The sequence below is a fragment of the Pseudoalteromonas sp. NZS100 genome (genome assembly GCF_015864815.1).
In the GTDB taxonomy this organism is placed as follows: Bacteria; Pseudomonadota; Gammaproteobacteria; order Enterobacterales; family Alteromonadaceae; genus Pseudoalteromonas; species Pseudoalteromonas distincta.
Genome location: NZ_JADYWM010000018.1, coordinates 56,220 through 80,863 on the forward strand (window position 1 = coordinate 56,220; position 24,644 = coordinate 80,863).

Annotated in this window: 20 protein-coding genes; 4 read left to right on the forward strand and 16 right to left on the reverse strand. The window is 38.5% G+C overall.

Features of this window, described 5'->3' with window-relative positions:
- Positions 1–283 precede the first annotated feature (283 nt).
- Positions 284–715 (forward strand): hypothetical protein, encoded by a 432-nt coding sequence (locus tag I6E69_RS16345; protein ID WP_138489902.1) that lies wholly within the window; start codon positions 284–286, stop codon positions 713–715.
- Between the two features lie 65 nt (positions 716–780).
- Here the strand turns inward: I6E69_RS16345 and mdoH are convergent, their stop codons facing one another.
- The 14 genes from mdoH to I6E69_RS16415 all read right to left on the reverse strand — a co-directional run bounded on the left by mdoH (position 781) and on the right by I6E69_RS16415 (position 17,283).
- Positions 781–2,742, reverse strand: coding sequence for a glucans biosynthesis glucosyltransferase MdoH (mdoH, locus tag I6E69_RS16350; RefSeq protein WP_197121668.1), 1,962 nt, complete (start codon positions 2,740–2,742; stop codon positions 781–783).
- Entirely contained in the window at positions 2,714–4,333 is a 1,620-nt protein-coding gene (locus tag I6E69_RS16355) for a glucan biosynthesis protein (RefSeq protein ID WP_193225464.1), read from the reverse strand. Before I6E69_RS16355 ends, mdoH begins: the two co-directional genes overlap by 29 nt.
- Before the next feature lie 330 nt (positions 4,334–4,663).
- Positions 4,664–7,390 (reverse strand): ExeM/NucH family extracellular endonuclease, encoded by a 2,727-nt coding sequence (locus I6E69_RS16360; RefSeq protein ID WP_197121669.1) that lies wholly within the window; start codon positions 7,388–7,390, stop codon positions 4,664–4,666.
- Between the two features lie 127 nt (positions 7,391–7,517).
- On the reverse strand, positions 7,518–8,528 hold the full coding sequence (hemB, locus tag I6E69_RS16365) for a porphobilinogen synthase (protein ID WP_024597079.1): 1,011 nt from the start codon (positions 8,526–8,528) through the stop codon (positions 7,518–7,520).
- A 12-nt stretch (positions 8,529–8,540) separates the two neighbouring features.
- The gene (locus I6E69_RS16370; protein ID WP_197121670.1) at positions 8,541–10,394 is read right to left on the reverse strand and encodes a diguanylate cyclase; all 1,854 of its coding nucleotides are present in this window, start codon (positions 10,392–10,394) and stop codon (positions 8,541–8,543) included.
- Positions 10,394–11,179 (reverse strand): TatD family hydrolase, encoded by a 786-nt coding sequence (locus tag I6E69_RS16375; RefSeq protein ID WP_197121671.1) that lies wholly within the window; start codon positions 11,177–11,179, stop codon positions 10,394–10,396. The genes I6E69_RS16370 and I6E69_RS16375 overlap by 1 nt, the downstream gene beginning before the upstream one ends.
- Entirely contained in the window at positions 11,179–11,694 is a 516-nt protein-coding gene (locus I6E69_RS16380; protein WP_004334960.1) for a hypothetical protein, read from the reverse strand. The genes I6E69_RS16375 and I6E69_RS16380 overlap by 1 nt, the downstream gene beginning before the upstream one ends.
- 1 nt (position 11,695) lies before the next feature.
- Positions 11,696–12,436 carry a twin-arginine translocase subunit TatC gene (gene tatC, locus I6E69_RS16385; protein WP_004334958.1) on the reverse strand — a complete coding sequence of 247 codons (741 nt, stop codon included), beginning with the start codon at positions 12,434–12,436 and terminating at the stop codon, positions 11,696–11,698.
- 48 nt (positions 12,437–12,484) lie between these two features.
- Positions 12,485–12,817 (reverse strand): Sec-independent protein translocase protein TatB, encoded by a 333-nt coding sequence (tatB, locus tag I6E69_RS16390; protein ID WP_024597077.1) that lies wholly within the window; start codon positions 12,815–12,817, stop codon positions 12,485–12,487.
- 5 nt (positions 12,818–12,822) lie between these two features.
- Entirely contained in the window at positions 12,823–13,071 is a 249-nt protein-coding gene (gene tatA, locus I6E69_RS16395) for a Sec-independent protein translocase subunit TatA (protein ID WP_004334954.1), read from the reverse strand.
- A gap of 80 nt (positions 13,072–13,151) precedes the next feature.
- Entirely contained in the window at positions 13,152–14,753 is a 1,602-nt protein-coding gene (ubiB, locus tag I6E69_RS16400) for a ubiquinone biosynthesis regulatory protein kinase UbiB (RefSeq protein ID WP_197121672.1), read from the reverse strand.
- Between the two features lie 9 nt (positions 14,754–14,762).
- On the reverse strand, positions 14,763–15,446 hold the full coding sequence (locus I6E69_RS16405) for an SCP2 domain-containing protein (RefSeq protein ID WP_004334950.1): 684 nt from the start codon (positions 15,444–15,446) through the stop codon (positions 14,763–14,765).
- A gap of 11 nt (positions 15,447–15,457) precedes the next feature.
- A complete protein-coding gene (gene ubiE / locus I6E69_RS16410; protein ID WP_024597074.1) occupies positions 15,458–16,213 on the reverse strand; it encodes a bifunctional demethylmenaquinone methyltransferase/2-methoxy-6-polyprenyl-1,4-benzoquinol methylase UbiE in 756 nt (251 codons plus the stop codon).
- An 83-nt stretch (positions 16,214–16,296) separates the two neighbouring features.
- The gene (locus I6E69_RS16415; protein ID WP_004334947.1) at positions 16,297–17,283 is read right to left on the reverse strand and encodes a GGDEF domain-containing protein; all 987 of its coding nucleotides are present in this window, start codon (positions 17,281–17,283) and stop codon (positions 16,297–16,299) included.
- A gap of 334 nt (positions 17,284–17,617) precedes the next feature.
- Between I6E69_RS16415 and I6E69_RS16420 the strand changes: the two genes are divergently transcribed.
- Entirely contained in the window at positions 17,618–19,396 is a 1,779-nt protein-coding gene (locus I6E69_RS16420; RefSeq protein WP_197121673.1) for a DUF885 family protein, read from the forward strand.
- 175 nt (positions 19,397–19,571) lie between these two features.
- Positions 19,572–21,053 (forward strand): FMN-binding glutamate synthase family protein, encoded by a 1,482-nt coding sequence (locus tag I6E69_RS16425; RefSeq protein WP_138489912.1) that lies wholly within the window; start codon positions 19,572–19,574, stop codon positions 21,051–21,053.
- A 46-nt stretch (positions 21,054–21,099) separates the two neighbouring features.
- On the opposite strand, the gene mtnK is transcribed toward I6E69_RS16425, so the two are convergent.
- Positions 21,100–22,317: an S-methyl-5-thioribose kinase gene (gene mtnK, locus I6E69_RS16430; protein ID WP_197121674.1), complete on the reverse strand. Its 1,218-nt coding sequence runs from the start codon at positions 22,315–22,317 to the stop codon at positions 21,100–21,102.
- A 129-nt stretch (positions 22,318–22,446) separates the two neighbouring features.
- Here mtnK and mtnA point away from each other — a divergent pair, with 129 nt between their 5' ends.
- A complete protein-coding gene (gene mtnA, locus I6E69_RS16435) occupies positions 22,447–23,475 on the forward strand; it encodes an S-methyl-5-thioribose-1-phosphate isomerase (RefSeq protein WP_197121675.1) in 1,029 nt (342 codons plus the stop codon).
- Here the strand turns inward: mtnA and I6E69_RS16440 are convergent.
- On the reverse strand, positions 23,464–24,528 hold the full coding sequence (locus I6E69_RS16440) for a RelA/SpoT domain-containing protein (RefSeq protein ID WP_004334940.1): 1,065 nt from the start codon (positions 24,526–24,528) through the stop codon (positions 23,464–23,466). The two genes, mtnA and I6E69_RS16440, sit on opposite strands and share 12 nt — an antisense overlap.
- Between the last annotated feature and the right edge of the window lie 116 nt (positions 24,529–24,644).

The window sequence follows — 24,644 nt, forward strand, 5'->3', positions numbered from 1 at the left end:
TTTAGTTATTTATAACTACTTTTTATTATTAATTAATCCTATATAACTAATTAATAAAAAGGTACTAGAGAGCAATTTATTTACATTAATTATTTAATCGATTGCTTTATATAAGGTTTATTATGAATAGAGTGTAACTTGTTGAATTTTGGTAGCTTATATTGATGCTTTACGATACGTAATGTAGAATATCAGCACTTTTAGACTAGAGCTCTAAAGTCAGATAAGGAAGTCTCCGAAGCAGAGACGTTTACATAGTAATTTTATATAAGACGTAACTATAATGAAATCTATTAAATTGGCACCAAACTGGTGGCTACAATTTACAAAATGCGTTTTCGCATTCAGCCTAATATTTTTAATTCATATTATATTTTCTGAGAACCTAGAAGTTGTTTTTTTCACTGCATCACCAGTTCTATTGATTATTATTGCTTTCAATATTCTCCATCTTCGTTTTTTACATTGTTACAGAGCAGGAATTTGTTATACACGTCTATGCACAGAGCGTTATATCAATAGTGAAGAAATTACTTTTGTATCATTTAGCTCGTTTTTTCTTTTCACCATTTTTAAAGTAGAGCTGGAGAATGGTAAAACTTTTCATTTTTATAACTGGCAACTAGATGATGAAACGCAATCAGCTATTTCTAAAATGTACTGTAATAAGTTAGCTAGAAAAATTGAAAATATTAGCGGCAAATGCAGCGCGTGATTTTTAATTTAGGTAGAAAAAAGGAGCAATTAATTGCTCCTTTTTTGTTTTTATTTTATAACGCGCTAATTAAACTTTTTTATAGCCTTAGCTTTTAGCGCTTTCATCTTTAGCCTGCGTGGCTTTTTAAAAGATTGTATAGGCATTGATACCATATGCTCTTGTGGCAGTGCCGGAATTATTTGTGGGTAAGTTCCTTCCTCTGGCACGGAAATCTCTTTTAGATGTACTTTAAGCGCCTCTAGAGTTGAGTCGTTATCAACTTCACTAGGGCAAATAAATATACCTAACTTTCTTAGCTGTACGCCGAGTTTGATACTACTGGTATAACGGATAATTGGAGCACCTAATACTAAGCCTAATAATATAGGTGATAGCCACCAAAAGAATACAGGTGTGAAGTAGTAGGCTGTGCTGCCCCATGCTATAGCCACAATAGTAGAGAATAACGTATAACCAAACGCTTCTTTCCACGGGACCATACGACCTTCGCGCGGTTGTGCATCCCACTTCACTTTTTTACCTAAAAATACGCAAAGTACAAAGTAAGCATGAAATACCATCATTAATGGCGCAACAATAATAGCAAATACGGTTTCAATGATTGAACCTAGTATGAGCTTAATTGAACCACCAAAGCGTTTGTTTCTATGTATTAGGGTGACTATTACGCCCATTAATTTAGGCATTAATAAAATAACAATAGTTAAATACAAGAGTGAATCAATAAGATCGGTTTTAGCTATTTGCCATGTAGGAAATAATTGATAAACACGATTAAAGTACACATCACTATTTAATGCGCGCGTTACTGCATCAATAGTACTTAGCGCTAGCATTGAGAGCCAAATTAGTGATGAAATATAGGCTGTTGCACCTAATAGAAAGTGCAGCTTACTCATTAATTTTAATTTAGATGACGATAGTAAGCCTAAGTGCTGAATATTACCCTGTACCCAGCGTCTATCGCGTACAGCATAATCTAGGATATTGCTTGGTACTTCTTCGTAGCTGCCTTCAATATCTGATAGTAATAGTACATCCCAACCTGCACTATGAAGTAGTGATGCTTCTACAAAGTCATGACTTAAAATCTCACCGCCAAAGGGTGCGTTACCTTTGAGTGTTGGCAAGCCACAGCACGTTATAAATGCTTCAACTCTAATGATTGCATTATGACCCCAGTAATTGGCTTTATCTGTTTGCCAAAATGCTGAGCCAGTAGCGAGCATTGGGCTATATAGCACTGACGCAAACTGTAAAAAACGACCAAAAAAGGTATCTTGACGAACAGGTATTGGAATCGTTTGGATCAGGCCTGCTTGTGGGTTGTTTAGCATGCTTGTAGTAAGTTCTAACATACATTTACCGGTCATTACGCTATCTGCATCAAGCACAATCATATGGTCGTAATTACTTCCCCAGCGCTCACAAAAGTCGGTTAGGTTACCTACTTTGCGGTGTTTGTTATCTTCGCGACGACGATAAAAAACATGCTTTGCTGTATCCCCTAAACGTTCGCACAATGCATGCCATGCACTTAGCTCGTTTTTAACTATTTGAGGGTCTTGTGTATCGCTTAATAAATAAAAATCAAAATTATCAAGCTGACCAGTTTCTTTTAACGATTGTAGACTTACTTCAAAGCCCGCGATAACACGGTGGGTATCTTCGTTATAAATAGGCATTACAACGGCGGTTTTCTGAGCGTTAATTGCCTCGTTATTGAACTTAATTGGTTTAATACGTTTTAACGTAAGCGGGTCAATTCGAAACAACTGTAGTACAAAGCCGATTGTGCCACTACAAAAAGCCGTTACAATCCAAGCAAATGTGATTGAGAATAATACTAAAAGGGCATACTCAAGTAATGTCATACCGTTTGAGCTTAAAATCTCAAACATAATAGATATGCCGTAGCCAGATGTGCCAAGTGCCGCAATGGCAAATAGCCATACTCTTAGTGTTTTGAATGGCATTGGAGTGCCCCTACCTTTATTACTTGATGTCATTTGGGTACCAAACATAGCTCCATACCTCGCTAATTTCTTTGTCACGTAGTTTTAACGATAAACGCATATCAACGGGTTGATCGTCCTGTGGTGCAATTTTAAAGGCTACACGCCATCCACGTGAATCCGGAAGTTTTTGTACATTCACGTCGGTTACTTCGCCTGTTGTAAGTTGAATGTCGGCATCTAGTTTTAACTGTTTAGACAGTTGATTTATTTCTGATCCAGTAAAATCAACAGTAAATTGGCGGTGGCTTTTTGGTGGTGGGTTGTCCTCACCAGGTAAAGCGGCGCTACCAATTCTTGTACGTAGTACACGTGCTTTCTCGTGCTGAGTTAAAACTGAATTAAAGGTCGTCATTTTGTAGCTTAATTTTAATGAATCTCCGGCCTTCATTGGTTTTTCTGGTACCCAGTAACTTACGATATTGTCGTTAGTTTCTGTATCAGTCGGTATTTCTACAAGCTCTACACGACCATTTCCCCACTCACCTTGTGGTTCAATCCATAGGCTAGGGCGGTCGTGGTAATGTGCTTCTGTGTCTAGATAGTTATTAAAGTCTCGGTCTCGTTGAGCTAACCCAAAACCTTTTGGGTTATTGTACGAAAATGAAGTAACGCTGAGTTGTGATGGGTTGTTAAGAGGACGCCATACCCACTTGTCATCAGCAGATTGAGTTAATAGGCCGTCCGAGTCATGAACTTCAGGGCGATAGTCATCAAAAAATTTGGTGCTGTTTTCGCCGTGATAAAACATACTCGTTAATGGTGCTACACCTAGTTTTTTAATATCTTTACGCGCAAAAATCTGCATATCAACATCAACTAGCATATTAGTTGTAGGGTCGACGCTAAATTTGTACGCACCAGAAATAGATGGACTATCCAACAATGCAAAAATGGTGATTTGTGTTTGCTCTGGCTTTGGTTTAACTAACCAAAACTCTTTGAACATTGGAAATTCTTCACCCGAATTCTCAGCAGTATCAATGGCAAGGCCTCTTGCTGATAAGCCATAAACTTGTTGAGGGCCAACGACTCTAAAATACGATGCTCCCTGAAATACCATTACTTCGTCTTTATACTCGTTAGTATTTATTGGGTAATGTAAGCGAAATCCAGCATGGCCTAGTTGAGTGCCTGCAACACTTTTAGCTATTTCTTCTTGTAGTGGTGCAGCCGTGCCATCGTATTGGTAAAAGTCGGTGCTGAAAGGTAAGCGGCTACGTTTAGAGTCGCTATCAACAGTATTTATTGTTACAGGTGTTTTATATAAAAAACCAGGGTGGAATAATTGCAGCTCGTACAGGCCTTCATCTTTCCACACCGCTTTGTCTTTTTTAAATCGAATTGAACGGTAGTCTTGATAATCAATATTATTTAGCGCTTCAAGCTCTATGTTTTTAGGTGCAACATATTCTTCGCTTGCTAACTTTTTAGCGCGAGCGCTAATTACATCAAATAAGCTACTTTGTGGAATTGCTACATCAACAGTTGCAGCAATCGCTTGGTTGCTATTGCCCCAAGTCGAAAAAATAATAAGTAGACCCAGTAGTGGTGCTGACTTTTTTTGCCATCTAGGCAAGTTTTGGGTTAGTTGTTTCATTCTCATTCCTTTATAAAAACACGACTTATTTTTACGTTTAGGGTAAATATTGATTTGTTTTGTAAGTATCTTCTAATTTACTTAAAGCAAAATGTGAACCTTTATAAAAGTTCATATTTTTCAATAGGAAAACCAATATTCGTAACTCACTGAGGTTTTTGTTGTGTAAAATTCACTCAATCTTATGTAGTTGTTACTGATTAATTACTAGAAGACTCACTAATCGTATGAACATATTACGGGGAGTTTAATGAAGCTTGTCTGAATTACATTTGTATAAAATAAAAAAAGCCGCAAAAGCGGCTTTTTATATGTTTAGATTTTACTTAATTATTTCTTTTTGAATCGACGCACTATTGATAGTGGTGCTAAAAGAAGTGATAACCATAGTAATGAACCTGCATCATTGTCATCATCTGAGCGTAAGTTATTTACCTTAACGGCTACTTTTTCAATGTTTGATAAGTTACCAGCACTATCTTGAGCTTGTACTGTTAAAGTAATACGATTTTCGAATTCGTAATCAATCTCTCCAGCAACAATTAACTGCCCCTCATTGTTAATAGAAACGCTGTCATTATCAGATGTAATAAATTTAACAACAGGTGATTCATCGGCATTTGGATCACTAAAATCGAGCGTGCCGATAATTGTGCCAATTGCGCTGTTTTCATCGATTGCAAAAACTTGATCGGCTGCAATTACAGGTGTTTGCTCTTCAGAGGTTAAAGTAATTTCAGATTTAATATCAATGATCACAGGGTCATGGTCTGATGCGCGGTATGCACTTTCAGAGTACAAGCTAGATTGTTGACCTTCGCTTTTAAACTCTACATTGTAATCAAGTGAAATAGGTTCATCTGCGTTGATATGCCAATCTGTTGCAGCGACAACTTTGCTAAGTAATGATTGTGTAGCTACTGCATGGTCTAAACTTCCTGCACGACCAGAAAAGCTATAAGAATAACCAAGTGTATCACCATCAATTTCAGCAACTACATTTTTGTAGCCTTTATCAGCAAATGCACGTATTGGATCTTCCATTGCGTAAGCATTCATATCGCCGACTAAAATAGTATCTTCGTCATCAACACCGGTTGGTTTGCTATCAAGCCAATCTGCGAATGCATTAGCACCTTGCGTGCGTATTTCATTCCAACAGCCTTGGCCATCACCTAAATCTGCATTATTTCCAGAAGCACTACCACAACTTTTAGATTTAAGATGTGACACAGCAACAGTAAATACTTCATCAGTTTCTATTGATTTAAAGCTTTGTGCAATTGGAGCACGGTTACTAAAATCAAATGGAGCCTCAGTTGTAATGGCAGCAGTGCCTACTTCTTCTACTTTGTTAGCACGATAGATAAGTGCGGTAGTAATTGCATCGGTACCAATTTGATCTACGTTAAAATCAACAAATGCATAGTTGTTAGCACTATCTGCATCATTTAATGCATCTACTAAGCTAGCAATTGCACTAAATTCGCCAAAGCCATCATTCTCAATTTCCATTAAACCAACAACATCGGCTTCAATAGCGCTAATGGCACTTACAATTTTAGCTTCTTGACGAATAAATTCAGCTTCAGTATCTGCACCTCGAGATGTAGGGAACCCTCCGCCTTGGCCATCACCATTGAAGTAATTAAGTACGTTAAAGCTAGCTACACGTAAATCTGCTTCAGCATTAAGTTCAGGCGCATCTTCACGTGCATTTGTTGCAATAAACGAAGGCGCTAAAGTTGGGTGAATTCGGTAAAGACCGAAGCTATAAGCAAGTGCCCCTGTCACAGTATTAACAGTATCGCCAGTTCGTAAAGTATTTTCTGCCGATAAGCCTGGAGTTGGATAAGCTGTAGGGTCTAAGTTTTGTACTGTAGAGCCATCATCTATTAAAATCTTTTTAAGTAGATTTTCAGTTTCAACTGCATTAGCAGCATCGCCAGGTAACGCAACCTGGGTACCTTGGTACAAGCGCTCTGTTGCTAATTCAACTTCACCATATCGACCAAGACCAAAGTTATTAGTCACTACTAATGGTTGCTCTAATGTGACTAACATACCTTCAAAAGCTTCTAAATCAGTTGTATTAGCTAAAGGTAAAGTGATTTTTGTAGCTGCTGCAGCTAAACCAGTGCCACACACCGCAACTTGGCTAACACTGCCAATTTGTGTTGCATCAAAATATTCTTCAACAGTACCTTGTACACGTACATGGTCGCCTACATTCACGTCAGTATCTGCAAAATATACAAATACACCTTCAGAGGTAAGTGGGTCTGCATCTATATCAGCAGCCAGTGAGTTAACAAAAAAGCCTTTTAATTGTTCATCACCTTGAAAATCGGCGCTTACAACACCTTCAAGTTCTACTAATGTACCTACAAGTGGGCTAGCAGAGCCATCACCTTGAATAGCATTTATTAGTGTTTTTTCTGCACCACAAACAAGTGGTTCAAGTGGCTCTGGTTCTGGAATTGGTTCAGGTGTTGTTCCACCATTACCTGCATGTGAACCTAATCCATCGAATGCATCAATTTCAAAGCTATCCCACTCTACACTTGGATCAAAAGTTGTGGTTGCATCTGTACGACCACTGGTAATAGCATCTTTACGGCGAAGAGTTTGGTTTTTTGCGGAAACACCGTTTCCTTCCCATGTTGCTTGTACTTCGTATTGACCAAAGCTATCTACGATATTACCGTTTTTAGTTAGTATTAGAGTATCGTCACCATTAAACCCAGTAACGCTGTTTTCCAAATCGGCTTTGGCTTTTAAATCATCAGATGAGCTCGGATTGACAATTACAATAGTAGAATTAGCAGCAAGTGTTCCTGTAAGGTCTACAGAATTACCTACTTCACTTTTACCATTTGAATACAAGCTAAGTGTATACCCTTCAAGAGAAAGCTCCGTATCAGCATTATTATAAAGCTCAATTGCTTTATTATTACTGCTTCCCTCTATATATTCTGAAATGATTAGATCAGCGGATGCTGGTGCACTGAGACTTGCTATAACAAGTGCGAGTGGTGTTATTTTTGTTTTAAACATTTTTTTATTATTCCCGTGTATTAATCCCAAAATGGGACACCAGTTTAGAGAATAAATATGACGGAAATAATACAAAAATGTAAACGAATGTAAATAAAAGGCGGTTTGACCGCCTTTTAATAGAAAATTACTTTTTAGCTAGATATTTTGCGGCTTGCTTAGCAAAGTAGGTTAATATTCCATCGGCTCCTGCACGCTTAAATGCAAGTAAAGATTCCATTATTGTTGCCTCTTCACTTAACCAACCGTTATCAATTGCTGCTTTGTGCATTGCATACTCGCCACTTACCTGATATGCGAAAGTAGGTACACCAAATTCGTCTTTAACACGCCGTACAATATCTAAATAAGGCATACCGGGCTTTACCATAACCATATCAGCGCCTTCTTGTAAGTCTAATGCGACTTCACGTATTGCTTCATCAGAGTTTGCTGGATCCATTTGGTAAGTTTTTTTATCAGCACCTTTTAAGTTACCAGCAGAGCCTACAGCATCTCTAAATGGGCCATAGTAGCTAGATGCGTATTTAGCAGAGTAGGCCATAATTCGAGTATGAATAAACCCATCAGCTTCAAGTGCTTCGCGAATAGCACCAATACGACCATCCATCATATCAGAAGGGGCAACAACATCAGCACCAGCTTCTGCATGGGAAAGTGCTTGTTTAACTAAAATTTCAGTAGTGACATCATTAATAACATAACCTGAATCATCAATAATACCGTCTTGGCCATGCGTAGTGAAAGGGTCAAGTGCTACATCAGTAATCACACCCAACTCAGGAAAAGCTTCTTTTAACGCTCTTACGGTACGTTGCGCTAAGCCATCATCGTTATATGCTTCTTCGGCAAATAATGATTTTTTATCCGCAGGCGTTACCGGAAAAATAGCAACGGCAGGTACGCCAAGTTCAACGAGTTCTTTTGCTTCAACAAGCAGTAAATCAATTGATAGGCGCTCAATACCAGGCATTGATTCAATTACCTCGCGGCGATTTTTACCATCAAGTACAAATACAGGGTAAATTAAATCATTTACGCTAAGCTGGTTTTCAGCCATTAAGCGGCGAGAAAAGTCGCTGCGGCGCATTCTGCGCATGCGAGTATATGGGAAAAGGTCTAATCCTGATTGGGCCATATTAATATGCTCCTACTGTGGTAATGGAAAAGTGATTACTTGATTACGGCCATGCTGCTTTGCGTAATAAAGTGCTTTGTCGGCGCACTCAGTAAAAATTTGAGGGTTGCTAACATCATCAGCAATGCTGGTGTATACACCAGCGCTAATAGTAAATTGAATATCATTATTGGCAACCGTTACTGTACTTACTGAGATATCAGCTCGTATTTTTTCAGCTATGTCTTGTGCGCCTTCACTAGGGGTATTAGGTAATAGCACAACAAATTCTTCACCGCCATAACGGGCAACTTCATCGAGTGGGCGTTTTAAATGGTCCTTTATAAGGTCAGACACTGCTTTAATAACTTGATCGCCAATGATATGGCCGTACGTGTCGTTGATATTTTTAAATCGATCTATATCAAGCATAACAATGCTAAGAGGAGTTTGTTCTCGACGAGAGCGACGAAGCTCCATTACCAGTTTTTTATCAAAAAAGCGTCTGTTTTTTATTCCAGTCAATGCGTCTTCAGTATTTAGTAACTCAAGTGAGCGGTTTTTTTCTTCAAGCTCTCTAAGCGTCACTTGTAATTCAAAGGTGCGCTCGTCCACCTGAGATTCAAGTTCTTGGCGAGTTTTTTCTTGTAATTTTAAGCGCTCTTTAAGTAGTGTATCTTGTGCTGTGTTTTCAGCAATCAAGGTTTGTTGGGCAATCACTTCTTCATCGCGTTGTAAAATAAATAACTTCATTACGCTGTAGCATAAGCAAAAAGTGCAACCAAAAAAGCATGCAAATACAAATGCGAGCGTACTTCTGTCAAAGGCGTATAGGCCCATTACTGCAACAGTAAAATAAAGCATTACCACCAAGAAAAAAACCAATACAAGTAATAGTGCTTTGTTTGGTTTAGAAGGCGTTAAACGCACGCACATAAACGTAGTTACAATATAAAAGCCTAAAACGATTGGAGTAGTGATTAAACAAAGTAATGTAACTATGTTGTTTGGAAGTAGCCAAATAAATAATAACGAAATGGCTAAAGCGTTAACTACAACTTTTTGAATAGTTAGCAGAAGTGAGGGCCTTGGATGGCAAACTTGCTTTTGCAAAGGCAAAAACATTAAAGTGATAAGCATAAGTAATATAGGGATCATAACTTGCTGTAATGCAGGCAAATTAGGATGAACGTACCTTAAGCCAAAACCACAAAGGTAGGCTAATACACTACCTAATGTGAGAGATATAACCCCAGCATAAATAAAATAACCTTTACGTGAAAAACCATATAAAACTATGCAACTCACACCCAAAGAAAATATAAAACCAATCAATAAGCCATAGAGTAAATTGAGTTTTCCTTTGTGTGCCAAATAAGCTTCTGGTTGCCACAGCGTTAAAGGGACTCGCAAGCCTGAGCTATTCGCCACTTTCATTATAATAAGCGTTTCGCTATTTGCAGGGCTGAGCAGTTTAACTAATAAAGATTCGCTTTTAATTGTGCGCTTATATAAGGGGTAGGCATCACCAATTTGAGTATAAGAAAGTAATTGCGAGTTATGTAATTGATATACTTGAACGTCGTTTAGCAAAGGATTGTTTAGTGACAATATTTGCTCAGTATTATAACTAAGTGTGTTTTTTATTTTAAATTTTATCCATACAGGACGCTGCTCTAGTCCTAAATTAAGGGGTTTTCCTGTGTTTTTTTGCCACTGTATATGGCTACTTTGTTGTGCGCTTAATAGCGACGTTGGTTCAAAAGAGTAATACAGGTTATTAATGTTTTGAGAGTTAAAATCGTGTTTTATTATTACTGGGTTTGCGAAAGAGCAAAAAGTGCAAAGGAATACTAATAGGCTTAAAAGTGCCTTTGCATAGGCCATTAACGATCTTCTAAACCAAAAACACGGTGAAAGTTTTCTGTAGTTTTACGGGCCACAACTTCTTCATCTATTTGATAAAGTTGTGCAACCGTTTGACAGATATAAGGAAGCAGGGCAGGTTCATTTTTACGTGATTTAGGTTTTGGCTTAACTGTTCGTGGAATTAAAAATGGTGCATCAGTTTCTATTAATAATCGATCTAGAGGAATGCTAGGCACTAGCTGTTGTAACTCTTTTCCACGCCTTTCATCACATACCCAACCCGTTATACCAATATATAGATCTAAATCTAAATATTGCTTTAGAGCTGCTGAGTTACCCGTAAAGCAGTGGAGTACACCGCGAATATTAAACTCTTTTAATATACCTAACATGTCGTCACTTGCATCACGTTCATGCAAGTAAACAGGTAAATCTAATTTTTCAGCAAGTGCTAATTGGCGCCTAAAAACACTGCGCTGTACATCGCGAGGCGAAAAGTCGCGGTTATAATCAAGACCGCACTCACCAATAGCGATAACATGCTTATTATTTGCAAGTACAGTTAGTTGTGCTTCTAGTTCATTAGTGGCTGATTTTGCATCATGCGGGTGGATACCCGCCGTAGAATATTGAAGATGCTTTGTTGCAAGTTCAAGTGATTGCTGACTGCTTGCAATATCACAACCAATAATAAGCATATTTGTAACACCCGCTTCATTGGCACGGGTAATTACATCGTGATGCTGCTCATCAAATTGATGATTAGTTAAGTTAACTCCAGCATCAATTAACGTATATGACATTATTTAGTACGTTTAACGCGAATAGAGCGGTTTTCACCGTCAATTTTAAGTAAAAATGAGTTAAAAACACCACGGCTAATTACAATCGTATCGTTCTTTTTCAAACGCATGCTGTCAGAGCCAATTTGACGCCATTGTTGACCGTTATCTAGCGAAATAATTAACTCGCCGTAAGCAGCTTCTTCAACTGAAGCAACCATCGCTTTAATTTCAGCGTCTTTTTCTGTCTGTGATTTTTTGTACTCTAACCCAAATTCATCAGCTGTTGTTTTTACTTCTGTTGGTGTTGTGGCTACTGCCTGAGGTACATTATTAGCTGTTGGTGGTGTGAGCGTTTTTGTTACTGATGGCTTAACCAGTGACTTACCCGCGATAGTATTGTCGTAACAAAGTAAGCGGTTAAAATCGTTTTCGATAAAGCTACATGCTTGTAACGCTTGAGTATTAAACTCTGTTTGCGCAGCAAAAGTTGGTGCGCTTAATAAAACCAATAGTGAGAGTAGTTGTTTTTTCATTTTATTCCTCAGATTCTTTTTGTGGTTTAGCGGTATAAAACTTTGCTAAAATTAGACCTAGTTCAAACAGAAGAAGCATCGGAAATGCTAGCAATGTTTGTGATAATACATCAGGCGGTGTTAAAAACATCGCGACTACAAAAACACCCACGACGATATAAGGGCGCTTTTCTTTTAAGCTTTTTGTTGTTGTTGCGCCACTCCAGCATAGCAACATAATAGCCACTGGAATTTCGAAAGCGACGCCAAATGCAAAAAACAACTTTAATACAAATCCTAGATAACTACTTATGTCAGGTGCAAGGGTCATCATTTCGGGACCGGTACTTGTAAAAAATCCTAAAATAATTGGCAGGACTACAAAGTAACAAAAGGCTATACCGCCATAAAATAATATTATACTTGAGGCGAGAATAGGCATGAGCATTTTCTTTTCGTGCTGATATAAACCAGGCGCTATAAACCCCCAAACTTGATGCAATATCCATGGAATCGACGCAAATAAAGCGACAAATAAAGTAAGTTTGAAAGGTGCAAAAAAGGGAGCTGTTACATCGGTTGCAATCATGGTTGCCGTACTTGGCAAATGCGAGACTAACGGCTGTGCAACAAAAGCATAAATATCATTTGCAAAATATACTATGGCAATAAAAATAACAAAAATGCTTAGTAGTGCTTTTATTAGCCGATCACGCAACTCAATTAAATGAGCTACAAACCCTGATTTTACTTCCTCAGCCATTATTTTTTATACCATGTAGTAAGTTGACCACAAAGTGAGAAATAAATTTCACTTTTTCTCATCAAGTTGTTGGTTATTTGATGTATCAGATTGTTGTTTCTTGTAGCTGTGAGTAACTGATTCAGCCGCTTTTTGTAGCTCTGTTAGTGAGCTTTGTAACTCAGGGCTTAAATCTTTTAATTCTTGCTGTTCTGCTTTTTTAAGGTTTTCGTGCAGCTCATGAATGCGAAGCTCTTCACTTACTTCGGCTTTTACTGAGTTGGCAAGTGATTTAGCGGTTTTAACCCATTTACTCACTGTTCTAATCGCAACAGGTAAGCGCTCAGGGCCGAGCACCACTAAACCAACAATAAAAATAACAACAAGTTCCCACATGCCCATACTAATTAAACCTTATTGTTATCTTTGTTTTTTTCAGTATCGGTTGAGTTGTCAGCAGTGTTTTTTTCTGATTGTTGAATTTGCTCGGATTTCTCTTTCTCGCTCATTTGATCATCCGACATTGCTTTTTTGAAGCCCTTTACAGCGCCCCCAATATCGCCACCCATACCGCGTAGTTTTTTTGTGCCAAAAAGTAAAACTATGATCGCTAAAACAATTAATAATTGCCAAATACTAATACCACCAAAACCCATGGTTTTCTCCAATATATAAAACGGTTAAATGTTTATTTTAAATACTAATTATACGCTCACTAGCGCAAATAGCACCCAGTTTATGCGCTGCGCCATGCCGCTATAAAGCTAATAGCCGATAAGCTTATTGCAAGACTTGCAGCTATTAAATCGTGCTGTAAATAACAAAGTGTTGCCATAATCATTGTAGCACTACCAAATAAACTCAATATTAAAGGTTTGTGAGAGACCTTTTGTTCTTGAGGTTGAATGTGTGGTACACGCTTTAAATTTTGATAAATTAGATCCGGTAACTCAGGCATTTTTTCAGCCCAAAATGGCAAGTTAGCATACATTTGCTTCAGTACTGATAGCGGTCCAACTTGTTGCTTTACCCAGTCTTCTAAAAAGGGCTTAGCTGTTTTCCATAAGTCGAGTTGCGGGTAAAGCTGACGCCCTAATCCTTCAACGTATAATAAAGTTTTTTGTAGTAGTACTAATTGCGGCTGTACCTGCATGTTAAAACGACGTGCAGTATTAAATAGATTTACGAGTACGTGTCCAAATGAAATTTCGGCCAAAGGTTTATTAAATATAGGCTCGCAAACTGTGCGAATCGCAAATTCAAATTCTTCAATGCTAGTATCTGGTGGTACCCAACCAGAATCAACGTGTAGCTGTGCAACTTGGCGATAATCACGATTAAAAAAGGCGATAAAGTTTTCAGCTAAATAGCGTTTATCTTCTTTGCTTAACGTACCAACAATACCGCAATCAATACCAATATACATTGGGTTTTCAGGGTGCTCTCGAGAGACGAAAATATTACCCGGATGCATGTCGGCATGAAAAAAACTGTCTCTAAACACCTGCGTAAAAAATACTTCTACGCCACGCTCAGCAAGTAATTTCATATTAGTGTTTTGCGCCATAAGTGCATCGGTATCAGAGACGGGTATGCCGTAAATACGCTCCATCACCAGCACATTGCTACGGCTGTAATCACTGTAAACTGCAGGGATGTATAATGAATCAGAGCCTTCAAAATTGCGTTTTAGTTGAATGCCGTTGGCACCTTCTCGCATTAAGTCGAGCTCGTCTAGGAGTGTTTTTTTATATTCTTTAACTACTTCAACCGGGCGCAGGCGTTTTGATTCGTTATGTACTTTTGCAAGTACCTTTGCGAGCTTTTCCATTAACGCTAAATCGGCATTAATTTGCTCATAAATATTGGGTCTAATAACCTTAATTACGACATCTTGCTCAATACTGTGCTCATCAATAAGTTTTGCTGTATGTACTTGCGCTATAGACGCAGAGGCCAGTGGAGTTTGTGAAAACTCACTAAATAATTCACTTATATCGTTAATTTCGAGTGCTTTTTCTATTATTTTTTGTGCAAGCTCGCCTTCAAATGGTTGAACTTGATCTTGTAAAAACGCAAGCTCTAAAGCGATATCATGAGGGAGTAAATCACGACGAGTAGAGAGCATTTGACCAAATTTGATCCAAACAGGACCAAGCTCTTGCAATGCTAAACGTAAACGTAGCCCTGCCGGTTTTTCTTTGTGCTGATTACGCAGCCAAAATAAACTGCCACGGGCTACTTTACCAAACCAAGGTACTTTATGCTTTGGAATTAGCTCGTCTAGTCCATAGCTAAGTAACGTTTTGGTGATGTTATATAAACGTGCAGTCGACACAAAAAATCCTTAGCGGGTGTTTGAAGGTAAAAAAGAATTTAAGAGGGCGTTAATACGCTGCTCAACAGCAGCGACTTGGCCTTTGAGTTCTCTATTTTTTTGTTTAAATTGCTCAAGTTCTAATGGATGAATAGTAATTGCGAGCTCATCTTGGCATAAACTTGTAAGCATGGTACTTATTTTAGTATTGGTTTTGCTGCTCTTTTGTTTTAGTTCTTTTAAGTGCAGGTATAACTGCTGAGCGGGGGCATCGCCAATGTATTTAGAAAGTTGTTCAGGCCAATCAATATCAATACCTGAAAATGCATTGCTATAAGTTTGCGCAATATTTAAATCGCCTTGTAAGTCGAGCTTATCTTGGCGAATTAATTGGGTAAGCATTGCAGGGTTTTTGAGCGCTAAAAGTGTTTCTATATCTGCGCTGATCATACAATCTGCATTTTCATTGCTTTGAGCGCTGTATAAGTGTAATTGATCAGCACTATAAACGAGTTGGATGCTTTGTTGCCAATCTCTTATTTCAACCACTAAGCGCTTATGTTTAACTGCGTTTAGCTTTTGAGATAATTGTGGGTCAAGGCTAAGCGCTTGATTTAGTACACGCTCAATAAGCGAAAGTACAAAATTGGGTAACATAAAAAACTCAGATGACATTGCACCATTATTGCTTTTTGTTATTTTTTCAAGCGCCATAACTGCTAGCCTTAATATTTAAAACCACGATGCAGTGCAACAATTCCGCCTGTGAGGTTTTGGTATGTTGTTTGTTCAAAGCCCGCATCTTCCATCATCGCTTTTAATGTGTCTTGATCTGGATGCATACGAATAGACTCAGCTAAATACTTGTACGATTCACTGTCGTTAGCAACTAGCTTACCCATTGTTGGCAATAAATTAAATGAGTAAAAATCATAAGCTTTACTAAGTACGTCATGCTCTGGTTTTGAAAACTCTAAAACAAGTAATCTGCCACCGGGCTTTAAAATACGGTACATAGAGCGTAATGCTTTGTCTTTATCGGTAACGTTACGTAAACCAAAGGCAATAGTGATCACATCAAAGCTATTATCTGGAAATGGCAGCATTTCTGCATTCATTTGTACGTAGTCAATATTGCCTACTAAGCCAAGATTGTGTAGTTTTTCACGACCAACCTTAAGCATAGATGAATTTATATCGCCCAAAACAACTTGGCCGGTTTCGCCAACTAGTTGGCTAAATTTTGCCGTTAAGTCGCCAGTGCCGCCGGCTAAATCGAGTACATGATGGCCTTTACGAACACCTGAGCTTGCAATAGTTTGACGTTTCCATAAACGATGCACACCAAAAGACATTAAATCATTCATTACATCGTATTTTGCAGCTACTGAGTGAAATACATCAGCAACCATAGAAGCTTTGTCGCCCTCGGCTACTGTTTTATAACCAAAATGCGTGGTCTTTTGTTCGGTTTCGTTCATGACTAATCTCTATCGTGACAATAGAGGTTAGTGTACTTTATTGTACGCAGTAGGTGCAATTTGAATATGATTTATCAGGTAATTTATTGCCCTGCAGTGTAGCTACTTTGCCCTAATGACCGCGCTTTAAAAGCCGCATGAGACGCTTTTTTAGCTAACTGGTTAAAATCATCTTCTTGTAGATGTTGAGCAATTCCTAGAGATAAGCCAATACTAGGTAACTTAATCCCTGTTTTTGAACTAACAAAGCGAAGCTTTTCGACTCCATTTCGGACTTTTTCAGCAATAACATTGGCTGTTTCTGGGTCTATATCGGCGAGTAAAACAGTAAATTGATCTTTAGCTGTGCGGCCAGGCAAGCCACTTTGAAAAACATATTTTTGCACTTGTTTAGCTACTTTATTCAAAATAACTTCACCAATTATATCACCGTAATTTTCAGTAAAGTGATCAAGGTTATCTATTTGAATCGCAATGGCGCAAATAGACTTTTTTTGATTAGTCCATACTTGAGTTTGTTGCGTTAAATAATGGCGTTTATAAAGCCCTGTTTGGCTATCAATAATATGTTGTTTACGAAGTTGATTTAGCTGCTTTTTTGTTTTTTCGTGTAGCTGTTTGGCTTTACTTAGTTCTTGCTTAAATTGCTTGTGTTGATTTAGTAATTCGGCGGTTTGATTATGAAGTACTTCAAGCGCTTGACGGCTTTGTTCTATGTTGTTCTCATCTAGTGAATGTACGCATTCGCTCACCTGACCCGCAAAGCGAATTATCTGTTTTTCAGTAGCTTGAGAGTTTTGAGAAAGTGAACTTATAACACCATCAACATTTTGAATCATGTTGACTTGCTCTGTGTGACCGGTATTTAAAAATTCAGCATGGAGCTGTTCAATTAAAACGCTGTCTATATTGTCTTCAACCGCAATAGCGCGGTCTAGGGCTTTGTTCAGCTCAAGGTTAGTTTGGCTAGTATAGGTATAAACAACTTGATAATTGAGCGGCGTAGGAGAAAGTGCATAGCGCTCTAAAAACACACACACTTTAGTCATCTTCTCTTGTGCAATAGCCATGGAATCATGGAACATCATTTTAAATACCAACTAAGTACGCATAAGTGCAAATTTTAAAATATCTCATTCCATGAGGCGGTTATGCGTCCGAGCTTTTTATTATTTTTTTATACAGTAATCATTATCCGCGCTATTTAAAAGCAAAAACGATAGTTAGGGAACTTAAATTTTACTTTAGCAGCCCAATCGCTGTTTTTCTCATCAATTCGGCTGGTTTTTACTTCTGTTAACGTATGTAGCATTATTTCAATATGCTAGTTTGTCTCATTTACTTGCTATTTCTTTAGCCTACGATAGTTTTATGCAATCTATTGCATCATCAAGTTAAATAATAATGAATCTTTTTTTACCAAAAACGCTTCGCCAAACGCTTCTTGGCATAACTGCTTTATGTTCGTTAAGTGCATGTCAAATAACCACACCCAATGCGAATGAGCAGTTTACTCAAGTGGCACAATCTATTGTTCAATATAGAGAAAGTATAAACCCTTATAGCAGTTCAAAAGGGGTTGATGGCTATTTACTTGCCAATTTATCGCCTGAATTTCTAGCAGAGCAGTACAAAAGTAATACTCAATTATTAGCAGACTTAGATGGCGTAGATGCAACTAAGCTTAGTGACGAAAATCAAATTAACTTAAGTATTATTCGTGCTCAAGTGCAAAATAGTGTAGACGAATATGTGTTTAATGCGCATTACATGCCGCTTACATCTGAGTATGGTTTTCACTCCGGTCTGTCGTACATCGTTAACAGTTCCCAATATAAAAAAGAGCAAGATTTAGAGACATACCTTGCACGTTTAGCACAAATTCCCCGCTTTTTTGAGCAAAATATATATTGGATGAAAAAAGGGCTCGAAACAGGTCTCACCCAACCAAAAGCAGTGTTAGAAGGATACGAAGACTCCATAAGTACTTATATTGTTGATGATGTAACTCAATCAGAATTTTATAAACCGTTTTTAGCTAACACTGCCAGTTTAAGTGAGAGTGACTTTTATGCACTTCAACAGCGAGCTAAAGTTGTTTTAAAAAATAAAGTAATACCAGCATATAAAGGCTACTTAACGTTTTTTACTGAGCAATACCAACCGGGCGCCCGCACAAGTATTGGTATTTCAGAAACCCCTAATGGCAAAGCTTTTTATAAAAACCGTGCTAAGCATTACACCACTACCGACATGACACCTAAAGAGATCCACGAGCTAGGCTTAAAAGAAGTTGCTCGCATTCGAGGTGAAATGGAAGCTGTAATAAAAGAAGTTGGTTTTAAAGGCTCATTTGCTGAGTTTATTCACTTTTTACGTACCGACCCACAGTTTTACGCAACAACACCTGAGCAACTTTTGAAAGAAGCATCTTACATTGCTAAAAAAATGGATGCACAGCTGCCTAAGTTATTTCATACCTTACCGCGCAAACCTTATGGCGTGGCACCGGTGCCCGCAAGTATTGCCCCTAAATACACAACAGGTCGGTATTCTGGCTCTAATCGAGATGATGAAGCTGGATACTACTGGGTAAATACTTACGCTTTAGATAAGCGCCCTTTGTATGTTTTAGAAGCATTAACGTTGCACGAAGCAGTGCCAGGTCATCATTTACAAATATCACTTAATGCAGAGCTTGAAAATTTGCCGAGCTATCGTCGTGATGCTTACCTTTCGGCATTTGGCGAAGGTTGGGGGCTTTACTCTGAATATTTAGGTTTAGAGGCAGGCTTTTATCAAGACCCATATAGCCGTTTTGGTCGCTTAACTTATGAAATGTGGCGAGCAGCACGTTTGGTTGTTGATACAGGGATGCACATGTATGGCTGGAGCCGCGAGCGAGCTATGAACTTTATGAGCGAGAACACCGCGCTTTCGCTGCATAATGTTAAAACAGAAACTGACCGTTATATATCTTGGCCAGCTCAGGCACTGTCATACAAAATTGGTGAGTTAACTATTAAACGTTTACGTGTTGAAGCAGAGCAAGCGCTTGGACCAAATTTTGATATTCGCGAATTTCACCATCAGGTTCTTCGCCATGGTTCAGTGCCCTTGTCAGTATTAGAAACACAGGTACGTTTATATATAAAAAATGAGTTAACTAAGCTGCAAAATTAGCTTTGTAGGGCTTATAAACCTTGAACAAACAAAGGTGTTGTGTCATTTTGACCGCAACACCTTTTTTATACCACATACCTAGTAATGTAGTTTATTTTAGCGACTCCAATCGTCAAAATATTCACATACTACGCAATAGGTATTATTTAAAAATATAGCCATCAAGGGGCCTTAGATGAGCAATTTCATTATGTTTAGTATTGACGTATTTGCGAGTATTTTTATTATCGCACTTGGGTTAATTGTGCTTACTGTTATTATTTTTTACTTTCGCGATATAACACAAACAAAACATGCTATTAGGCGTAACTACCCAGTAATTGGCCGCTTTCGATATTTTTTTGAACGCCAAGGTGAATTTTTCAGACAATACTTTTTTGCCCTCGATCGAGAAGAAATGCCATTTAACCGCGCTGAGCGCAGTTGGGTTTACCGCGCAGCAAAAGATGTCGATCGCACCGCGGCATTTGGTTCAACACAAAGCTTAGAAGTGACGGGTACGGTTATGTTTATGAACTGTGCTTTTCCTACTTTAGATGAAGAAGCACTCGACCCGAGTAATGTTACTTTAGGTCCGTATTGTAAAACACCTTACACCACTAATTCGTTATTTAATGTGTCGGGCATGAGCTTTGGTGCGCTTTCAAAGCCTGCTGTGCGCGCTTTATCAAAAGGTGCTAAATTGGCGGGTTGCTGGATGAACACAGGTGAAGGGGGCTTAAGCCCTTACCACCTTGAAGGTGGCGCCGATTTGGTATTTCAAATTGGTACAGCTAAATATGGTGCCCGAGACGAGCATGGAAACTTAAGCACCGAAAAACTTAAAGAAATAGCAGCTCACGAACAAGTCAAAATGTTCGAGCTAAAAATGAGCCAAGGTGCAAAGCCAGGTAAAGGCGGTATGTTACCAGGGCGCAAAGTTAACGCCGAAATAGCTAAAATTAGGGGTATTCCAGAAGGGCAAGATTCGATTAGCCCAAATGGACACCCTGAAATTAAAAACCCAGCTGATATTCTCGATATGATTGCCACTGTACGTAATGCCACAGGAAAACCAACAGGCTTTAAAGCCGTTATTGGTGATTACACCTGGTTAGAAACGTTATTTGCAGAAATAAATCATCGTGGCATTGAGTCGGCACCTGATTTTATAACAATTGATAGTGCTGATGGTGGTACGGGGGCTGCACCGCAGCCGCTTATGGATTCGGTGGGTTTACCACTGCGCGAAAGCTTGCCGCTTGTAGTTAATATGCTTGAAAAGCACGGCCTTAGAGATCGCGTGAAAATTATTGCATCGGGTAAATTAATCGTTCCTTCAAAGGTTGCTTGGGCATTGGCGCTCGGTGCTGATTTTGTTGTATCGGCTCGTGGTCATATGTTTGCACTGGGCTGTATTCAGGCAATGCAATGTAATAAAGATACCTGTCCAACCGGGATCACTACGCATAACGAGCGTTTGCAACGCGGCTTAAATGTAGCTGATAAAGCGCAACGAGTAGCTAACTATAATAAATATATTCATTACGGAGCCGGTTTAATTGCTCACTCATGCGGTGTAACAAGTGCACGTGAGTTGGCTCGTAAGCATGTACGTATAGTGCAAGAAAGTGGGCTTTCAGAGCCGCTTGATAAAATTTATGAAAACTACAAGTAAGTTTTAACTAACTAGAAGGCGCTTATAGCGCCTTTTTTAATGCTTGTTAGTTTAATTGGCTTATTAATAAACTAAAAAATGCTTCTTTGTTGTTGCATGTTTGTGCATTTAAAATAAGTTGCTCGCCTAGTGCTAATGTTTGTTTTTGCACTGTAAGGCGCGCATTGTCATCACTAATACTATCTATATCGCTTACGTGCGCAAGCCCTATAGTACGCCTAATTAACTCAGCACCACAGTAACCAACAGCATCTTGCAATACGTTTTTCATAAAGTATTGCGCATAGCCTACTGGCGCTAATGATTCATCTAATGTTTTAGTGCGTATTAATTCAAGCCATTGCTGCTCAAATAAACTATAGGTGTCTACGATACAGCTAAGTAAATGTGTTTGGTAATTGCGACGTGCTACAAAGTCTTCAATATGCCCGTATTGTGCGCAGTAATTCAATAGTAAATTACCAATAAAAGAGCCAATATCGAACCCAATAGGCCCAAAAAAGCCAAACTCCGGGTCAATCATCTTTGTGTTATTACAATCAACAAAAATGCTACCGCTGTGCATATCTCCATGAAGTAATGTTTGCGGGTTAGATAAAAAATTAGCTTTTAGTTTTGCTATTTCTAACTTTAATGCGTTGTTTTTTTGTATTGCATCAACTTCGTTTTGTAGTTGCTTTGGGTAGTTATTGCGTTCGTGCTCAATGTACGGATCGCTAAAAAATAAGTCTTCAGTGATTTGGCAAAGCTCAGGATTAGTAAATTGGCTAACGAGTGCTTTTTTAGTTTGCGCGGTTAAGTAAAAATCTGAATTATAAAAGCCGGTGTGGCTTAAGTAGGTCGCTACATGCTGTGCCAATTTAGGGAATTGCTCTGCATTATTTTGTGCAGTACGCAATATTTGTAAATTACCTAAATCTTCTAAAATAGTCAGCGCTTGTATTTCACTATAATGTAAAACATTAGCAGTATAAGTAGGGCAAATAGCACCATGGTTAAGTAAAACTTGTGCTTCTATACGGGCTCTATCAAGCGTTAGTGGCCACGACTCACCTACGCAACGCGCGTAAGGCAGAGCTTGCTTTAAAATAACACTATTATTTTGCTCATCAGTAATTCTAAATACTAAATTAAGATTGCCATCACCAAACTCATATGCCGATAAGGTTTGTCCGGATTCAAAAAAATTACATTGTTTAGATTCAATTAATGTCGATACGTAATCGATAGCGCCCTGTGCATTAAAAGCAACATAGTTAGTCATGGTTTAAATCTCAAAAATCAGCTTTTAAGCATTCTATACTTTTAAATGTTTAGATGTCTACAAGTCTAACTTGAGAGTTATTCAAAGTGGTGTAAAATAACGTTACGCATTTTTAATACCTTAAGCATTATGCAAAACTTAATCGCAAGCAGTTTAAAATATGAAAACGGGTCGCTTAGTGTGCTCGACCAATATTTACTACCTCACCAGCAGGTATGGCATCAGTGCCATGATGTAGAAACCATGAAAGAGCTGATCATTAACTTAAAAGTGCGTGGAGCCCCACTTATTGGTTTAGGCGCGAGCTTGTTAGTGGCGTATTTAGCTGAGCAAGGGGTAGTGAAAAGTGAGCTTGAAAAAGCAATCAATGAACTAGAAGCCACTCGTCCAACGGCGGTTAATTTAATGCATTGTATGGCGGCATTGCGAAAAGCTTTAACGCAAAGCGATTATGTTGCCGGTATTGTTAGTACTGCTGAGCGGTTGTTTATTGAAGATATTGAGCTGTGTGAACGAATGGCAAACCGTGGTGCCGAGCTTATAAAAAGTGGCGACAACATATTAACTCATTGTAATACAGGGGCGCTTGCAACCGCTGGTATTGGTACTGCACTAGGTGTTATCTACAAAGCGCAGCAAAAACATGGCAACGTACATGTGTGGGTTGATGAAACACGACCATTATTACAAGGCGGTCGCTTAACTGCCTTTGAGCTTGAGCGCTGGGAAATACCTTACACATTAATTTGCGATAATATGGCAGCAAGTTTAATGGCTGCAGGTAAGGTAGATAAAATAGTAGTGGGGGCTGATCGTATTGCCGCCAATGGTGATTTTGCTAATAAAGTGGGCACCTATAATTTAGCCGTACTTGCGTATTTTCATAACATTCCATTTTATGTAGTTGCGCCTATTACCACGCTTGATACCAACACCGCGTGTGGTGATGATATAGAAATAGAGCAACGAAATCCTCAAGAAGTGCGCGGAGTTAGCGGTAGCTTTGGCGAGGCTCTATGGGCTCCCATCAATGCTAATGTATATAACCCTGCATTTGATATAACGCCGGCAAAACTGGTCACAGGGTGGGTGTTAGATACTGGTGTGTATAACCAGCAACAAGTATTAATGGGTAAACTTAAAGAGCTAACTCAATAATATGCGACTGAATTCTGAAAGAAACTCAGAGGTACTATTTAGGTAGTTGGGGTAGGCTTTTTCTATAGATTTCAAGTCGCTCCCTGCTACCAGAAGCACGTTATTGTGAGTTTGTTTTTCTTGTTCGGCGTAATGTGTTAGAGCTTCTTGCTTTTTATTCTCTGCATATAAAAAGACTCGACCCATTTGTGTTTCTGTGTTGTGAACGAGTAAAGCAAAGCCTGTATCTTTCGATTTATTTTTAATTTCGTCAACTTGGAATGCGCGATTAAATGCATCAAGCTTATGAAATGCGGCTAGCTTTTTATTTAGTGCCGAAAGCTCATCAACAAAGGCCTGCGATTGTTGTGAACTTAATTGATTTGAACCATCTTTGACTGCAAGAAACTCACCCATGATAAAAAATAATCGCTTCCAATCTGTGTCGGCTGCTTGGGGATTAGTTTTTAGTGTTTCTTTTTCAATAATATCTACAATTTCAACAGTAGTAGCCCAAAGGTGCTGAAGCCTAGTGCGTAACTGAACTTCAATTTGAAAGCCTTTATAATCGTGAGATTTTAAATTGTTATAACTTTTATAAACACGATGAATACCTCTATAGCCTGTCGCTTTTGGGTTTTCAATATAATCATATGATTTAACGCTATGAACAGCTCTACTCGAATCTAAACTGGCGTTGAGTTGATATAGATGCTCTAGATTATCTAAGATTACTCGGCAGCCACCTATGTCGTGCATTCGCTTCAGATTTATTGCGTTTTCACTTTTACCATCCAACGAGGCTCTTTGTAACTTATCTATAATAGTTGGCAAGCGCTTTAAGCGTCTAACTATGGTCGCCGATTCTAGCAAATGAAGCTTTTTTACATGTTTCCATACAAGATTTTTAATAATAGTCAGCGGATATAAATGTGCTGCACGATAGTTCTGTACAACCTCTATTGCAAAGTCAAAATCACCTTCATTTTTACGAAAAATACGACCAGCCTTTTCAACTTGCTTACGTGAGTAGGCTAGTTGTTGTTTAGACTTTTGATATTGTTCGTTCACCATTAGAAAGTTACTCTTTATCAGCTGCATTACTAAAATAATATTACAGAGTTAAGTGATTGAAGTCATCCTGCAAATAGCATAAATACGCTTATAGAAAATGCGTGCACTGAGCTTTA

Excerpts from the sequence above, each read along its gene's own strand:
- ubiE (WP_024597074.1), bottom strand. The coding sequence starts at position 16,213 with ATGAACGAAACCGAACAAAAGACCACGCATTTTGGTTATAAAACAGTA.
- I6E69_RS16360 (WP_197121669.1), bottom strand. The coding sequence starts at position 7,390 with ATGTTTAAAACAAAAATAACACCACTCGCACTTGTTATAGCAAGTCTC.
- mtnA (WP_197121675.1), top strand. The coding sequence starts at position 22,447 with ATGCAAAACTTAATCGCAAGCAGTTTAAAATATGAAAACGGGTCGCTT.
- I6E69_RS16425 (WP_138489912.1), top strand. The coding sequence starts at position 19,572 with ATGAGCAATTTCATTATGTTTAGTATTGACGTATTTGCGAGTATTTTT.
- tatA (WP_004334954.1), bottom strand. The coding sequence starts at position 13,071 with ATGGGTTTTGGTGGTATTAGTATTTGGCAATTATTAATTGTTTTAGCG.
- I6E69_RS16440 (WP_004334940.1), bottom strand. The coding sequence starts at position 24,528 with ATGGTGAACGAACAATATCAAAAGTCTAAACAACAACTAGCCTACTCA.
- I6E69_RS16420 (WP_197121673.1), top strand. The coding sequence starts at position 17,618 with ATGAATCTTTTTTTACCAAAAACGCTTCGCCAAACGCTTCTTGGCATA.
- I6E69_RS16355 (WP_193225464.1), bottom strand. The coding sequence starts at position 4,333 with ATGAAACAACTAACCCAAAACTTGCCTAGATGGCAAAAAAAGTCAGCA.
- mtnK (WP_197121674.1), bottom strand. The coding sequence starts at position 22,317 with ATGACTAACTATGTTGCTTTTAATGCACAGGGCGCTATCGATTACGTA.
- I6E69_RS16370 (WP_197121670.1), bottom strand. The coding sequence starts at position 10,394 with ATGGCCTATGCAAAGGCACTTTTAAGCCTATTAGTATTCCTTTGCACT.
- I6E69_RS16345 (WP_138489902.1), top strand. The coding sequence starts at position 284 with ATGAAATCTATTAAATTGGCACCAAACTGGTGGCTACAATTTACAAAA.
- mdoH (WP_197121668.1), bottom strand. The coding sequence starts at position 2,742 with ATGTTTGGTACCCAAATGACATCAAGTAATAAAGGTAGGGGCACTCCA.
- I6E69_RS16405 (WP_004334950.1), bottom strand. The coding sequence starts at position 15,446 with ATGGCGCTTGAAAAAATAACAAAAAGCAATAATGGTGCAATGTCATCT.
- I6E69_RS16380 (WP_004334960.1), bottom strand. The coding sequence starts at position 11,694 with ATGAAAAAACAACTACTCTCACTATTGGTTTTATTAAGCGCACCAACT.
- I6E69_RS16415 (WP_004334947.1), bottom strand. The coding sequence starts at position 17,283 with ATGGCTATTGCACAAGAGAAGATGACTAAAGTGTGTGTGTTTTTAGAG.
- I6E69_RS16375 (WP_197121671.1), bottom strand. The coding sequence starts at position 11,179 with ATGTCATATACGTTAATTGATGCTGGAGTTAACTTAACTAATCATCAA.
- tatC (WP_004334958.1), bottom strand. The coding sequence starts at position 12,436 with ATGGCTGAGGAAGTAAAATCAGGGTTTGTAGCTCATTTAATTGAGTTG.
- tatB (WP_024597077.1), bottom strand. The coding sequence starts at position 12,817 with ATGGGCATGTGGGAACTTGTTGTTATTTTTATTGTTGGTTTAGTGGTG.
- hemB (WP_024597079.1), bottom strand. The coding sequence starts at position 8,528 with ATGGCCCAATCAGGATTAGACCTTTTCCCATATACTCGCATGCGCAGA.